Source organism: Allosphingosinicella sp. (assembly GCF_035626655.1).
In the GTDB taxonomy this organism is placed as follows: Bacteria; Pseudomonadota; Alphaproteobacteria; order Sphingomonadales; family Sphingomonadaceae; genus Allosphingosinicella.
Genome location: NZ_DASPNF010000005.1, coordinates 453831 through 467370 on the forward strand (window position 1 = coordinate 453831; position 13540 = coordinate 467370).

Genomic DNA, 13540 nt, shown 5'->3' on the forward strand with positions numbered 1-13540 from the left:
CGTGACTCCCCGCCAGCCTCCCGAATGGGCGCCGCACGCCTTCGTCTGGATCGGGTTCCCGAGCCATGGCGAGCTCTGGGTGGAGGATCTGAGCCCGGCCCAGGCCGAAGTCGCCGCCTTCGCCGCGGCGGTCTGGGCGGACGGCAAGGGCGAGGAGGTGCGCCTCGTCGCCGCCGGCGCGGCTTCGGCCGAGGCGGCCCGCGCGGCCGCACCCTTCGCCACCGTGGTCACCCAGCCCTTTGGCGACATCTGGCTGCGCGACACCGGCCCGATCGTGGTCAAGGGGCCGGCCGGGCTCGGCGCAATAAGCTTCGGCTTCAACGGCTGGGGCGGCAAATATGACCTGCCCGGCGACGACACGATCGGCCGCCGGCTCGGCGAGGGCGCGAACCTGCGCGTCCGCCGCGCCGACTGGATCCTCGAAGGCGGCGCGATCGACGTCGACGGCACCGGCCTTGCCGTGACCACCGAGCAATGCCTGATGAACCCCAACCGCAACGCCTGGCTGTCCCGCGCCGAGATCGAATCGAAATTGCGTGCCGACCTCGGCATCGACCGCGTGCTCTGGCTCGGCAGCGGCCTGATGAACGACCATACGGACGGCCATGTCGACAATCTCGCCCGCTTCGTGGCGCGCGGCAGGCTCGCCATCCCGGAGCCGGCGCAGCGCGATCCGAACGAGGCCGTCTATCGCGACGCCGCCAACCGCGCCCGCCGCTTCGGCCTGTCGGTGGCGCCCGTCCCCTCGCCCGGCGAGGTGCGGCGCGGCGAGGAGATCATCCCGGCCTCCTACATGAACTTCTATATCGGCAATGCCGCAGTGGTCGTGCCGCAATATGGCGCGCCCAATGACGAGGCTGCGGTCGGCGCAATCCAGGCCTTGTTCCCGGACAGGGTGGCGGTGGGCCTGCGCGCCGACCATATCCTGACCGGAGGCGGCAGCTTCCACTGCATCAGCCAGCAGGTGCCCGCATGACCCGCCTCAATGTCGCCGCGCTCCAGCTCGCCTTCACCGGGGACATGGACGAGAATATCGCCAACGTCTCCGCGCTGGTCCGCGAGGCGGCCGGCAAGGGCGCGAAGGTCGTCCTGCCGCCCGAGCTCTTCGAGGGCCCCTATTTCTGCAAGACCCAGGACGAGGGCCATTTCGGCACCGCCAGGCCGGTTGACGCACATCCCGCCGTGCTCGCCATGCGGAAGCTGGCGGCCGAGCTGGAAATCTACATCCCGACCAGCTTCTTCGAGCTGGACGGGCATCATCATTATAACAGCCTCGCCATGGTCGACGACCGCGGCCAGGTGATGGGCGTCTACCGCAAGAGCCACATCCCCGACGGCCCCGGCTATTCGGAGAAATTCTACTTCCGCCCCGGCAATACCGGCTTCCGCACCTGGCCGACCCCCGGCGCCACGCTCGGCGTCGGCATCTGCTGGGACCAATGGTATCCGGAGACGGCGCGGGCGCTGATGCTCGACGGCGCCGAGATCCTGTTCTTCCCGACCGCGATCGGCACCGAGCCGCACGACCCCGATCTCGACACCTCGCGGCTCTGGCGGCGGGCGATGATCGGCCATGCCGTCTCCAATGTCGTCCCTGTGGTCGCCGCCAACCGGATCGGTACGGAGGACGGCCAGCGTTTCTACGGCCACTCCTTCATCTGCGACGAGCGCGGCGACATGCTCGCCGAGTTCGGCGCAACCGAGACCGGCGTGCTCGTCGCCGAGCTGGACCTGGACCAGGCGAAGCGCCACCGCGCCGCCTTCGGCTTCTTCCGCGACCGCCGGCCCGAGCTTTACGGGCGGCTGACGCAGGACATCTAGGCCAGCGACCCGATCCGTAACGTCCAGCGCGCGATCCGCTCGGTGACCAGCAGCCCGGACGCGGTCCAGGGGTCGGCCGCCAGCCAGGCCTCGACCGCCTCCGGGCTCTTCGCGCGGACCACGATCAAGGCACCCTTGTCGTCGACCGGGCCCGCAAGCTTCACGATTCCGTCCGCCTGGCCCTTCATCATGAAGGCGGCATGGCCGGGCCAGTCATCCTGCGCCTCGATCGGCTCGCCCTGCTTCCAGGCCCCAGCGCGGCGGCGCCAGATCGCGTAAATCTCCATCACCCCTTCCCCAATTCCAGCGCCCGCGCGAACACCGCCTCGAACATCGCGGGCGTCAACCGTCCCGTATTCTGGTTGTAGCGCGAGCAATGATAGCTATCGAGCAGGATGCGTCCGTCGGGCAGGCGATGCTCGGCGAGGTGGGCGAAGGGGAAATCGGCGAGCCTGACCCCGGCCGTCTTCAGCGCATTGTCGTGCGCGATCCGGCCGAGCGCGACCATGATCCTGACCCTCGGCAGCAAGGACAAGGCCGCCTCGTAATAGCGGCGGCAGGTGGCGACCTCGGCGGGCGTCGGCTTGTTCTGCGGCGGCAGGCATTTGACCGAATTGAGAATGACGACGCCGTGCAGGCGCAGGCTGTCGCCGGGATCCTCGCGATACTCGCCCGTCGCCAGCCCGAATTTCAGCAGGGTCGCGAAGAACAGATGCCCGGCATGGTCGCCGGTTAACGGCCGCCCCGTCCGGTTCGCGCCCCACATGCCGGGCGCCAGGCCGACAATCGCCAGCCAGGCCGCGGGATCGCCGAAGGCCGGCACCGGCGCATTCCACCAGTCGGGATGCTCGGCGCGCAGCTTCATCCGCAGCTCCACGAGGCGCGGGCAGAGCGGGCAGTCGCGCGGAGCTTCTGCTTCAGGGACGGGTGAAGGACTCACACGCACCCCATACCGTTCGGGCTGAGCCTGTCGAAGCCCTGCCCTTCTCTTCTCCCATGCAGAAGGTAAGGAGAGCCCTTCGACAAGCTCAGGGCGAACGGGAATTGGGATCAGCACCGTGTCTCTATGCCATCGCTCTGGGCTCGAACCGGAGAAGCCGCCACGGTTCGCCGACCGAGACGCTGCGCGCGGCGCTGGCCGAACTGCGCCCCATCGCTGTTTCCCGCATCCGCAGCACGCCCGCGCTCGGCCCGGCCGGTCGCGGCTTCGCCAATGCGGTCGCCATCATCGAGACCGGACTCGAGCCGGATGAGCTGCTCGCCGAACTGAAGGCGCTGGAGCGCGCCTATGGCCGCCGCCCCGGCCGCCGCTGGGGCCCGCGCGTGCTCGATCTCGACATCATCCTCTGGTCGGACGGCCCCTGGGACGGGCCCGGCCCGATTGTCCCCCATCCCGAATTCAGAAACCGCGCCTTCGTCCTGAAGCCGCTGGCCGAGCTGGTCCCCGACTGGCGCGACCCGGTAAGCGGCCTGACCGTTCGGCAACTCCTGTTCCGGTTGACCGCGCCCTGCGCGACGCATAGGTGAGCCCCCGGTCGGGCCCTTAGCTCAGTCGGTAGAGCAACTGACTTTTAATCAGTAGGTCGCTGGTTCGAATCCAGCAGGGCTCACCATCGATCCGCTCTTTACAAACGAAGCCAAGTCGCTGCAGTCTCTGGAAAAAATGGGAGATGCGGTCCGATGGCATTGCATGGCATTGCGTTGCTGCTGACCATGGTTGCAGCAGGTCAGCCCGAAGCGCGGGAGCCGGAGCCGCCGGACACGACCTGCCTCTGGCCGCCCGATCGTTCCAATTTCACGGAATTCTCCACGCCGGTCTTTCGGCAGGGCGCGACGATCGGCATCCGTGCGAAGCGCGATCAGATGCCGGCCGGTTATCGAGACCTGCCCGCCGAGTGCCTCTCCGGCTGGTCGATCGAGGGCCCTGCCGAGCTCAGCGCGGACCGGCGCTCGCTGACGATCCGCCCCGACGCTCCGCCAGGATCGGAGATCATCCTGCGCTACAATGTGAAGGGCGAGCCGGTCCTCGCGCGCTTGCGGGTCGTGGCACGGGACGCGGTCGTGCTTACGGGCCGGTGGGGCCAGAGGGCGGCGGCCGGCTGCGAGAGCCTCGACCCGGTGCGCGAGCTCGAATTCGGGCCGGAGCGATTCTCGGTCACCTTCACGCCCTTCGAATCCTACAAGGACTATTGGGGCAGCTACAGCTTCGACCCGCAAACCGGCGCGCTGCGGCTGACCGTCACCGGCGGCAACAGAGTACCGTCGGGGCTGGACCTTGAGGGCACGGCGCGGATCGAGGACGGGCATCTCGTGCTGGAGGGGCTCTTCCTTGGCGACCGGTCGGGCCGGGTGCCGGAGGGCGGCTGCCGCTACCGCTTCTGACGCACGGGAGAATTGCTCAGCAACGCCGCCGCTGCCCGCCCGTCTCGAAGCCGCAGCGCACCAGCGCCAGCTCGAACTGCCATTGCCGGCTGCGCGCGGCCTGGTCGATCCGCTCGAGCACGGCGCGGTCGCCGCTGCGGCCGATCTGGCCGACGATCCCCTCGTCGATGGGCGCATCGGAGGTCATCAGGATCAGCCCGACATTGCGGGCATTCTGGTTCTCGTCGAAGAAATAGCCTTCATAGGCGACCCGCGTACCGCTGGTGCGGAGCGGAGGATGCTGGCGGCGGAAGGCGTTCAGATCGGGGATCAGCACCTCGAGCCCGCCGACGCTGTCGAGGCCCAGCAATGCGGCGTGCTGCGGGAGCCCCTGCATGTCGACCTCGAACTCGAACCGGCCCGACCAGCCATATTGCGTCCGCCGCAGGGCGCCGCGCGGCGGGATCACGGTCAGGCGCGAGCGGCCGTTCCAGCGATATTGGCGAAGCAATTCGATCTGGGCGCAGGTCTCATTGGGACCGGTGGCGACCTCGCTGACGTCGATCTCCGCGATCGGGACGTTGGCGTCCATCGCCCGCCGCATCAGGCCGGCCTGGACCGCAGTCGGCGAGGCGGCGATGCCGGCCAGCGCCACCCGTTCGCGGTCGCCCTCGGCCGGGGTGACGCTGGCGATCTGCAGCCAGGCGCAGGCGCTCCGGTTCAGGCGGGCGTTGACGAAGGCGGTCGGGCTGGCCGGCGGCCGCCCGGGCAGCAGCGACCAGACCAGCAACCCGGCCGCCGCCAGGGCCAGCAGGCCGCCGCCGATCAGCAGCGGCCGCGCCAGCGATCGGCGGCGTGGCGCCGAGGCCGGCGAAGGCATTTGCGGCACCCCCTCCAGCCGTGCCCGGACCTGGTCGACGAAATGATCGAGCAGGGGATGCTTCGCCCTTCCGTTCCAGGACGAAAGGTCGATCGACTGCCATTCCGCGAAGCCGAAGGGCGGCAGCACCGGGTCGATCAGCACGCCCAGATAGGCGCCCCGCGCCGCGGTCCGTTCGGCCTCCTCGCGGACGAAGCGCCCCTCCGGCCCGGTCGAGGCCTGCGACCAGGCCACTACGCAGAGCTTCGCCCGGTCGAGCTGCGCGGCGATCGTGTCGCGCCAGCCGCCGCCTGGCGGAATGTCCTGGTCCCACCAGACGTCGAGCCCGGCCGTGCGGAGCGCCGCCACGAGATGCGCGACCCGCTTCCGGTCGTCATTCTTGTAGGAGATGAAGATGTCGCTCATCCGCCCCCTGCCCCGGCTCCCTCAAAGGCCATTGCGCCCCGGCTTCCCTCGTCCTTATCGTGCAAATGCGTTACTCAGTCAGGCAACAGACACAAGAGAGGCCGCATGCAGACCCTTCGCCGGACGAACCGACGTTCCTTTCTCACCCAGGTTGCGGGCGGCGGCCTGATCGTCGGCGCGGGCGTGATTTTCGGCGCCGGCGACAGCGCGGCACAGCAGAAGAACCAGCAGATTAGCCGGCAGATGGTGGTCGACACGGACCCGTCGGATCCGGCGAGGCCGCCGAGCCCGCCGCCCGCGCAGCCGCAGGCGGCCGACCGGGATGCCGGCCCGAGAAGCGATCCGGGCGGCACGGGCGCGCAGGCCAATACCGCGACCCCGCGCGAGCGGTTTGTGATCTGCCCGGGCAACAGCCGGTGCCCGCACTAGGCTACCGATCGAAGGCGGCGGCGGCCGTTCTCCTGCTGGCGCTGGCCGCCTGCAGCCGCGCGCCGGCCGCCAACAATGCGGGGACTTCATCCGATCCGGGCAGCATGCCGAACGACGGGATGAACATGATGGCCCCGGACTCCGGCGAGACGGGCGCGCCCGCACCGACCATGGCCGCGCCGCGGGACGAGCCCGATGCGGCCGGCCCGCGCAATTCCTTCATCGTCTGCCCCGGCAATCCGGGCTGTCCGCCGGCCGGCGGCACCCGGCCCTGAGTCCGGCCGGACGCCTCAATCCGCCCGGGTCAGCCGGTACATCGGATAGCTGCCATAGCCCTTGGCAAGCTGGATGCGCCCGACATAGCGGCAATCGAACCGGTCCGGCGCCTCGAGCGCGAGGATCGCGGCGAACGGCTCGGTGACAAACACCGCGCCCGTCGGGGTCACCGGCTCGATCCGCGCGGCCTTGGAAACCTCGTTGCCGTAGAAGCTCAGCCGGCCGGTAATATGGTCGATCGCGCGATAGGCCGGGCCGTAATGGGCGCCGATCCGCATCCGCCCGCCTTTCCCCTCGAGGCCGAGCCGGCTGTAGTCGAAATCGTCGAGCGCGTCCTGGATCTGCAGCGAGATTTCGGCCGCGGCCGGGGCGCTGCCGATCACGCCGTACAGGGCGTCGCCCCAGCTGTTCCGCGACACCACCGCGTCGCCATGCGCATCGAGCACCTCGGCGATCAGCCGCATCACCCCGTCCCAGAAGACCGGCAGCACGGTCTCGCCGAGCTTGGAGAAGCCGGCGAAGTCGGTGAACAGGATCGCCGCCAGCGCGCGCTCCGCCTTGGTCTCGATGCGCGACGGCGGCCGCTCGAGGCCGCGCCTGACCGGGCCCGGATCGACGGTCCGGGTCCGGCCGCCCGCTTCCTGCCAGGCGAGCACGTCGGCCCCGGTCCCCGCCGGCCCGCCCGGCGCCTTCCCGTCCCAGATGGCGAGCTGGATCGGCTCGGCGGTCAGATGCTCGGCCCTGAGGCAGGCCAGGCCCATCGCCATGCGGCTCGAATAGCCATATTGGTCGGGATTGCCGAAATAGGCCATCGGGCTGGCATGGATGACGCGCCTGGCCGCGCGCAGGCAGGCGCGGTAGCGCGCCTCCCAGCCGGGCCCGCCCGGTCGCACCGACTGCTCAAGGAAATCCTGCTCCTCGAACGGCATGACGACGTTGAGCTCGACGCCGCGCCGGAGCAAGGCCTCCGCGGCAATGATGTCCGAGCCGCAGGCGAGCGCGCCATAGGCGAAGCCCACCTCTTCCTCGTCCAGCACCGTGTCGACCGCGGCGCGGACCCGCGCCTCGTCCGCCGGATCGGCGCCGAACATATGGCCGCAATAATGAAGCACGCGCGGCGGCCGCAGCGGCGCGATCAGGGTGGCGCGGTCGTGCGGGCTCATCCCGAGATGGGCGCCGATCATGCCGAGCTGGCGCAGGGTCGAGGAGCGGCCGCCGAGGTCGGTGCTGCTCCTTATCGCCTCGCTGCCGAGCAACTCGGTCACCTCCTCGGTCCGGCCGAGCAGGAGCAGCGCCTCCGCCCGCGTCGCCGCCTTCCAGTAATCGGCGGGCGCGGCGACATCGGGATCGGCGAGCAGTGCCTCGGCCAGCCGGCGCGATTCGGCGTCGCGCCCGGCGAGCAGGGCAAGCGTGGCCGCGTTGATCCCGGGGAAACTGTCCTTCGTCGCCTCGTAGACGTCGAAATAGGCCTCGAAGGCCCGCTCCATCGCCTCCTGTCGGGCCGGGCCGGCCGGCGTGTTGAAGGCGCGGTCCTTCAGGATGCGCGCGCCGATCGTGCGCTCGTCGACATTGCTCGAGCCTTCCAGCCCGTATTCGGCGAACTTCGCCATCGCCCGGTCGGTGTCGCCCATCCGCGCGAGCGCGAGGATCTGCTGGTGGCGGATGGCGCCGCTGTCGTCGCCCGCCTCGATCGCCGCGACGGTGGCATCATAGGCGCCGATCAGGTCGCCGCGCGACAGGGCCTTCCGGGCGATCTCGGCGGCTTCGCTCATCGCGGACCTTATGGCTGCTGACACGGCCAGGGACAATCGGCACAGAGACAATTGGCGACAAAAGGCGACACACTGAGGCTGGCGCGGCGCGCCGTGCTCCCGTTAAAGGCCGATCTGTTATGGCTGGCGATCCCCATATCCTCCTCGTCGACGACGAGCGGGACATACGCGACCCGCTCGCGAGCTATTTGTCGCGCAACGGCCTCAGGGTGACCAAGGCCGAGAATGCGGCCGTCGCGCGCCAGCTGCTGACCGCTTACGCGATCGATCTCGTCCTGCTCGACATCATGATGCCGGGCGAGGACGGGCTCAGCCTCGCCGGCTATATCCGCGCCACGACGTCCATCCCCGTGATCCTGCTCACGGCCAGGGCCGAGGAAATGGACCGCGTCGTCGGGCTGGAGATCGGCGCGGACGATTATGTGACCAAGCCCTTCAGCCCGCGCGAGTTGCTCGCCCGGATCAAGGCGGTGCTGCGCCGGGTCGGCGAGAACGGCCAGCTGGTGCGCGCACCCGATACGGACAGTTACGGCTTCGGCCCCTGGATCCTGAAGAGCGGCGAGCGCGAGCTGGTCGGCGAGGACGGCGTCGCGACGCCGCTCTCCACCGGCGAATACAATATCCTCCACGCCTTCGTGACGCATCCGCGCCGCGTGCTGACCCGCGACCAATTGCTCGATCTCTCGCAGGGCCGCGAGCTCGCCGCCTTCGAGCGCAGCATCGACAATCATATCAGCCGCCTCAGGAAGAAAATCGAGGTCAATTCGTCGGATCCGAAGCTGATCAAGACGGTCTGGGGCGGCGGCTACATGCTCGCCGCCGACGTGAAGAAATTGTGAGACGCTTCCTGCCGAAGAGCCTGATTGGCCAGCTCGCTTTGGTCATGGCGCTGGCGCTGCTCGTCGCCCAGTCGATCAATTTCGGGATCGTGTTCAGCGAGCGCACGCGGGCGGTCCGCACCCAGGTAGAGGGGCCGGCGGTTGCCCGCTTCATCGCCTTCGCACAGCGCGCCGCGCCTTTGCCCGCGGCCCAGCGTCCGTCCATGATCGAGGAGCGCGGGCGCCGCCGCGGGCGCTATTCGTTCGACGCCGAGTCGATCGTGCCGGCGCAGGGCAGCGACGAGCGGATCACGGGCCGGCTGCGCGACCAGGCCAATGACGTGGGCCTGCAGCTGCGCGACGCCCGCGCGATGATGAGCGACGAGCCGCCGCCGCCGCGCAACGAGCCGGGCGACCCGGCGCGCGGCCGGGACTGGCGGCCGCCCGGCGAACGCGAGCGCAACTTCCAGACTCTGCGCCTCTCCGTCCAGTTCGCCGACGGCAGCTGGCTAAACGGGCGCCTGTTCACGCCGCGGCCCGATCCCTGGATCTGGCTGAAGCTCGCCGCCTCGACCCTGCTCATCTACTTCATCCTGCTCGGCGCGGTCGTGCTGATCGCGATCCGGCTCGGCCGGCCGCTCAAGGACCTCACCGCGGCGGCGAAGAGCTTCGAGGGGCGCGGCGAGGCACCTCAGGTCGAGGAACGCGGCCCGGCCGACGTCCGCCGCGCTCTGGTCGCGTTCAACGCGATGAGCGAGCGCGTCTCGGCGATGCTCGACGAGAAGGACCGGATGCTCGGCGCGATCGGCCACGACATGCGCACGCCGCTCGCCTCGCTCCGCATCCGGATCGAATCGATGGAGCCCGCCGCCGAGCGCGAGAAGATCATCGAGACGCTCGAGGAAATGAGCGCGATGCTGGAGGAGACGCTGGCGCTCGCCCGCGCCGGCCGCGCCACCGAGGCGGTCCGGCCGCTCGATCTCAATGCCCTGGCCGATGCCGTGGTCGAGGAGTTCGTCACGCTTGGCCAGCAGGTCGAGATGGAAAGCGGCGAGCGGCTCGTCGCCGACGTGCAGCCCAATCTGCTCCGGAGAGCCCTGCGCAACCTGATCGAGAATGCGGTGCGCCATGCGGGTAGCGCCGCGGTGTCGGTGAAGGCCATGGGCGACCGCGTGGCGATCGAGGTCGCCGACAACGGGCCCGGCATCCCCGAGGCGGAGCTCGCCAATGTCATGGAGCCGTTCGTCCGGCTCGAAGCCTCGCGCAACCGCGAGACCGGCGGCTCCGGCCTCGGCCTCACCTTGGCCCGCAGCGCCGCGCAGGCACATGGCGGCAGCCTGGAGCTGGTCAATCGGCCCGAGGGCGGCCTGATCGCGCGCATCCTCGTGCCGGCCCGCTCCTAGGCGGTCGCGGCGAAGCCCTTCACCTTTCGCTTGCCGCACCACAGTTCGAGCGCCTGGCGGCCGACATAGGCCTCGGCCTGACGCACGGCGTCCGCGTCGTCGGCCGCCTCGATCTCCTCGAAGCCGACGAACTTTCCGCCCGGTTCGGACAGACGGTAGAGCCGGTAATAAGCCATCATCCCCCCTCCCCGCTTAGTCTCCGGAGGAGCGCCTTCATGTCGCATAAACGGAGCCGAAACGACTTAAGCTGGGTTAAGATATTTCGGGCCTGCTCCGCAAAAAGAGCGGGCCCCGTCTCGCGAGGCCCGCTCGTCCTTGCAGCCGGCTTACTCGGCAGGATCAGGCGCCGGCGGCGCGGAAGGCGCACCGGGTGGCGGGCCCATGCGCCGGTGGCGCCGCATCTCGCCACGGCGGGCGCGCCGCTCGTCCACGGTCAAAGTGCCGTCATGGTTGGCGTCTGCCCGGTCGAACCGCTCCAGCGCGCGGGCGCGGAACTGCTCGGCGGTAATGAAGCCGTCCTCGCCGAACATGCGCGCGCCCATGCGCATGCGCATGCCGGGGCCGTGATGCCGGCCGCGGCGCAGGCCGGGGCCGCGGTGCATCCTCGGGCCGTCAGGACCGCCGTCAGCCATCGGGCCGCGCATGCCGCGGCCGCGCCGGCCCTGCGCGAACTCCTCGCGGGAGATCTGGCCGTTATTGTCGGCGTCGAGCCGCTCGAACATGCGGGTCTGCATCCGCTCGCGGCGCTGCTGGCCGAGGGCCTGCGCCTCCTCGCGGGTGAAGCGGCCGTCGCGATCGGCGTCGAGCCGCGCGAAGGCGGCGTCGCTGCGCTGGATCATTTCGGCGCGGGTGACGTCGACGCCGCGTCGCGGTGCCTGGCCAGGCGCCTGCGCGATCGCGGTGCCGGCGAGGCCAAGCAGCGCGACGCCGCTCAGGATCATGAACTTCTTCATGGGATGGTTCCTCCAATTGCCCATTGCTCTAACGGCCCATCCCCTGCGCCCCTTCTGTCCCGCGGCTATGTCGGAGCGCAAAAAAAGTGTCGCCGATTGTCGCAGCAGCGCCGAAACGAGCCGTTCCAGCGACGAGGCGCGTTGATATACTATAACCTCTCCCTACAGAAGGAGCCAAACAAACAAAGGTTAAAGCGTGCTCCGTAATCTCCTGCTCGCGGGCGTCGCCCTCGCGACCCCCTCTTTGGCTCATGCCCAGGCCGCGGACCCGGTGCCGGCCGCCGATGCCGGTCAGGACCAGGCCGGCGCCCGGGCGCGGGACGACGCCTCGCCGCATTCCTCCAGGGTCGGCCAGCCCGGCGATCTCCACGCCGAGGAAAGCAACGACATCGTCGTCACCGGCTTCCAGCGCTCGCGCGGCGACCTGCTCTCCGGCACCTCGGTGGTCAGCGGCGACGAGCTGACGCGCGACCTCCGGCCCTCGATCGGCGAGACGCTGCAGCATCTGCCCGGCGTCTCCGCCACCTCCTTCGGGCCCAACGCCTCGCGGCCGGTGCTGCGCGGCTTCCAGGGCGAGCGCGTCCGGGTGCTGACCGACGGGATCGGCAGCCTCGATGTCTCGAGCACCAGCGCCGACCATGCGGTGGCGATCAACCCGCTGACCGCGGACCGGATCGAGGTGCTGCGGGGGCCGAGCGCCCTGCTCTTCGGCTCCTCCGCGATCGGCGGCGTGGTCAACGTGATCGATTCCCGCATCCCGCGGCGCGTCCCGGACGAGCCCGTCCATGTCGACGGCATTCTGACCTACGGCTCCGCGGCGAACGAGCGCTCCGCCAGTGCAGCAGTCGACCTGCCCGTCGGCGGCAATTTCGTGCTTCATGTCGACGGCAATTATTCGAAGACGGATGATCTGGAGATCGGCGGCCATGCGCTCACCCCGGCGCTGCGGGCGCAGGCACTGGCCAGCCCCGATCCCGACATCCGCGCGCTCGCCGACATCAGGGGCCGCCTCCCGAACAGCGCGGCCGAGACCTCGGACATCGCCGCCGGCGCCGTCTGGATCGACGGCGAGAACAATGTCGGTTTCTCGGTCAATCGCTATGACAGCCGTTACGGCGTCCCGATCCGCTATTCGCTCGATCCCGCCGTGGAAGCCGAGGCGCCGCGCATCGACATCGGGCAGACCCGCGTCGACGGCCGCGCCGAGATCGACACCGGCGCCGGCTTCCTCGACAATATCCGGCTTCGCGCCGGCTATTCAGACTATCGCCATTTCGAGCTCGAGGAAGACGGCGCGGTCGGCACCCGCTTCGACTCCACCGGCTATGAGGGCCGCGCCGAATTCCGCCAGTCGACTCGGGGCGGCTGGGGCGGCGGCTTCGGCGCGCAATATTTTCACCGCAGCTTCGATGTGGAAGGCGCCGAGAAATTCCTGCCCGCGAACCGGACCAGCCAGTTCGGCCTGTTCGTCCTGCAGACCCTCGACCGCGGCGCGTTCAAGGCCGAGGGCGGGCTGCGCTACGAGCATACCGCGCTCAGCGCCGACGCCGATCCCGTGATCGGCAATCCGGACCTGCGCCGCAGCTTCGACGCCTTCACCGCCTCGGCCGGCGCCTCCTATGCGGTCGCGCCGGGCTGGCGGATCGGGCTCAACGCCTCGCACAGCGAGCGCGCGCCCTCGGCCGAGGAATTGTTCGCCAACGGCCCCCATGCCGGCACGCAGAGCTTCGAGGTCGGCGATCCCGATCTGGGCGTCGAGCGCAGCTGGGGGATCGAAGCGACGCTGCGCGGCAGCGGCAATGGCTATTCGCTGAGCGCCTCCGTCTTCCACAGCTGGTTCGACGGCTACATCTTCGAGACGCCGACCGGGGCAATTCAGGACGATCTTCCCGTTTTCCAATATTTCCAGGCCGACGCGCGCTATTTCGGCGTCGAGCTGGAAGGCTCGGTGAAGCTCGGCACGGTCGGGCCGTTCGACATCAATGTCGACGGCGTCGCCGATTATGTGCGCGCGACCATCCAGGGCGCCGGCCCCGCCCCGCGCATCCCGCCGGTGCGGCTGCTCGGCGGCCTCGAGGCGCAGTCGGACCGGGTGAACGGCCGGGTCGAGGTGGAGTGGGTCGGCGACCAGGACCGGATCGCCGCGTTCGAGACGCCGACCGACGGCTATACGATGGTCAACGCCTCGCTCTCCTTCCATCCGTTCGGCAGCGGCAACAACAGCACCATCGTGCTCTCGGCGAACAATATCTTCGACGTCGTCGCCCGGCGCCATGCGAGCTTCCTCAAGGATTATGCCCCGCTCGCCGGCCGCGATCTCAGGATCAGCGCGCGCATCACCTTCTGAGGATTCGATCCGCCGCGCCCGCGGCACGGCCCGTCTCTCCCTCCGGGGCGTTAAGCTGACAGCGACTCTTTGCCG

The 13540-nt window shown here is 69.6% G+C and carries 15 protein-coding genes and 1 tRNA gene; 10 read left to right on the forward strand and 6 right to left on the reverse strand.

Annotation, left to right across the window (positions count from 1 at the left end; all coding sequences use genetic code 11):
- The first annotated feature begins 1 nt into the window (after position 1).
- Entirely contained in the window at positions 2-976 is a 975-nt protein-coding gene (locus VEC11_RS05180) for an agmatine deiminase family protein (RefSeq protein WP_464129530.1), read from the forward strand.
- On the forward strand, positions 973-1821 hold the full coding sequence (gene aguB, locus VEC11_RS05185; RefSeq protein ID WP_464129531.1) for an N-carbamoylputrescine amidase: 849 nt from the start codon (positions 973-975) through the stop codon (positions 1819-1821). Before VEC11_RS05180 ends, aguB begins: the two co-directional genes overlap by 4 nt.
- Here the strand turns inward: aguB and VEC11_RS05190 are convergent.
- Both VEC11_RS05190 and VEC11_RS05195 read right to left on the reverse strand, forming a co-directional pair.
- On the reverse strand, positions 1818-2108 hold the full coding sequence (locus VEC11_RS05190) for a YciI family protein (protein ID WP_464129532.1): 291 nt from the start codon (positions 2106-2108) through the stop codon (positions 1818-1820). The two genes, aguB and VEC11_RS05190, sit on opposite strands and share 4 nt — an antisense overlap.
- Complete coding sequence (locus tag VEC11_RS05195) at positions 2108-2767, reverse strand: uracil-DNA glycosylase (RefSeq protein ID WP_464129533.1); 660 nt, start codon at positions 2765-2767, stop codon at positions 2108-2110. Before VEC11_RS05195 ends, VEC11_RS05190 begins: the two co-directional genes overlap by 1 nt.
- A gap of 98 nt (positions 2768-2865) precedes the next feature.
- Between VEC11_RS05195 and folK the strand changes: the two genes are divergently transcribed.
- The 3 genes from folK to VEC11_RS05210 all read left to right on the forward strand — a co-directional run bounded on the left by folK (position 2866) and on the right by VEC11_RS05210 (position 4203).
- Complete coding sequence (gene folK, locus VEC11_RS05200) at positions 2866-3348, forward strand: 2-amino-4-hydroxy-6-hydroxymethyldihydropteridine diphosphokinase (protein WP_464129534.1); 483 nt, start codon at positions 2866-2868, stop codon at positions 3346-3348.
- A 10-nt stretch (positions 3349-3358) separates the two neighbouring features.
- Positions 3359-3434: transfer RNA gene (locus VEC11_RS05205), tRNA-Lys, on the forward strand.
- 67 nt (positions 3435-3501) lie between these two features.
- Positions 3502-4203, forward strand: coding sequence for a hypothetical protein (locus tag VEC11_RS05210; RefSeq protein WP_464129535.1), 702 nt, complete (start codon positions 3502-3504; stop codon positions 4201-4203).
- 16 nt (positions 4204-4219) lie between these two features.
- On the opposite strand, the gene VEC11_RS05215 is transcribed toward VEC11_RS05210, so the two are convergent.
- A complete protein-coding gene (locus VEC11_RS05215) occupies positions 4220-5467 on the reverse strand; it encodes a toll/interleukin-1 receptor domain-containing protein (protein WP_464129536.1) in 1248 nt (415 codons plus the stop codon).
- 105 nt (positions 5468-5572) lie between these two features.
- Between VEC11_RS05215 and VEC11_RS05220 the strand changes: the two genes are divergently transcribed.
- Together VEC11_RS05220 and VEC11_RS05225 are read left to right on the forward strand one after the other, a co-directional pair.
- Positions 5573-5896: a hypothetical protein gene (locus VEC11_RS05220; RefSeq protein ID WP_464129537.1), complete on the forward strand. Its 324-nt coding sequence runs from the start codon at positions 5573-5575 to the stop codon at positions 5894-5896.
- Positions 5884-6171, forward strand: coding sequence for a hypothetical protein (locus tag VEC11_RS05225; RefSeq protein WP_464129538.1), 288 nt, complete (start codon positions 5884-5886; stop codon positions 6169-6171). Before VEC11_RS05220 ends, VEC11_RS05225 begins: the two co-directional genes overlap by 13 nt.
- A gap of 15 nt (positions 6172-6186) precedes the next feature.
- Here the strand turns inward: VEC11_RS05225 and VEC11_RS05230 are convergent, their stop codons facing one another.
- The gene (locus VEC11_RS05230) at positions 6187-7944 is read right to left on the reverse strand and encodes a TRAFs-binding domain-containing protein (protein WP_464129539.1); all 1758 of its coding nucleotides are present in this window, start codon (positions 7942-7944) and stop codon (positions 6187-6189) included.
- Between the two features lie 119 nt (positions 7945-8063).
- On the opposite strand from VEC11_RS05230, the gene VEC11_RS05235 reads away from it, so the two are divergent.
- Positions 8064-8783 (forward strand): response regulator, encoded by a 720-nt coding sequence (locus VEC11_RS05235; RefSeq protein ID WP_464129540.1) that lies wholly within the window; start codon positions 8064-8066, stop codon positions 8781-8783.
- A complete protein-coding gene (locus tag VEC11_RS05240) occupies positions 8780-10165 on the forward strand; it encodes an ATP-binding protein (RefSeq protein ID WP_464129541.1) in 1386 nt (461 codons plus the stop codon). The genes VEC11_RS05235 and VEC11_RS05240 overlap by 4 nt, the downstream gene beginning before the upstream one ends.
- Here the strand turns inward: VEC11_RS05240 and VEC11_RS05245 are convergent.
- Entirely contained in the window at positions 10162-10344 is a 183-nt protein-coding gene (locus VEC11_RS05245) for a hypothetical protein (protein ID WP_464129542.1), read from the reverse strand. The two genes, VEC11_RS05240 and VEC11_RS05245, sit on opposite strands and share 4 nt — an antisense overlap.
- Positions 10345-10491: 147 nt before the next feature.
- Positions 10492-11118: an EF-hand domain-containing protein gene (locus VEC11_RS05250; RefSeq protein WP_464129543.1), complete on the reverse strand. Its 627-nt coding sequence runs from the start codon at positions 11116-11118 to the stop codon at positions 10492-10494.
- Positions 11119-11314: 196 nt separating this feature from the next.
- On the opposite strand from VEC11_RS05250, the gene VEC11_RS05255 reads away from it, so the two are divergent.
- Positions 11315-13465, forward strand: coding sequence for a TonB-dependent receptor (locus VEC11_RS05255; protein ID WP_464129544.1), 2151 nt, complete (start codon positions 11315-11317; stop codon positions 13463-13465).
- The last annotated feature ends 75 nt before the right edge of the window (positions 13466-13540 follow it).

What these genes read in the sequence shown, in the direction of transcription:
- aguB (WP_464129531.1), top strand. Translation starts at nt 973, where the DNA reads ATGACCCGCCTCAATGTCGCCGCGCTCCAGCTCGCCTTCACCGGGGAC.
- VEC11_RS05190 (WP_464129532.1), bottom strand. Translation starts at nt 2,108, where the DNA reads ATGGAGATTTACGCGATCTGGCGCCGCCGCGCTGGGGCCTGGAAGCAG.
- VEC11_RS05210 (WP_464129535.1), top strand. Translation starts at nt 3,502, where the DNA reads ATGGCATTGCATGGCATTGCGTTGCTGCTGACCATGGTTGCAGCAGGT.
- VEC11_RS05215 (WP_464129536.1), bottom strand. Translation starts at nt 5,467, where the DNA reads ATGAGCGACATCTTCATCTCCTACAAGAATGACGACCGGAAGCGGGTC.
- VEC11_RS05220 (WP_464129537.1), top strand. Translation starts at nt 5,573, where the DNA reads ATGCAGACCCTTCGCCGGACGAACCGACGTTCCTTTCTCACCCAGGTT.
- VEC11_RS05230 (WP_464129539.1), bottom strand. Translation starts at nt 7,944, where the DNA reads ATGAGCGAAGCCGCCGAGATCGCCCGGAAGGCCCTGTCGCGCGGCGAC.
- VEC11_RS05235 (WP_464129540.1), top strand. Translation starts at nt 8,064, where the DNA reads ATGGCTGGCGATCCCCATATCCTCCTCGTCGACGACGAGCGGGACATA.
- VEC11_RS05245 (WP_464129542.1), bottom strand. Translation starts at nt 10,344, where the DNA reads ATGATGGCTTATTACCGGCTCTACCGTCTGTCCGAACCGGGCGGAAAG.
- VEC11_RS05250 (WP_464129543.1), bottom strand. Translation starts at nt 11,118, where the DNA reads ATGAAGAAGTTCATGATCCTGAGCGGCGTCGCGCTGCTTGGCCTCGCC.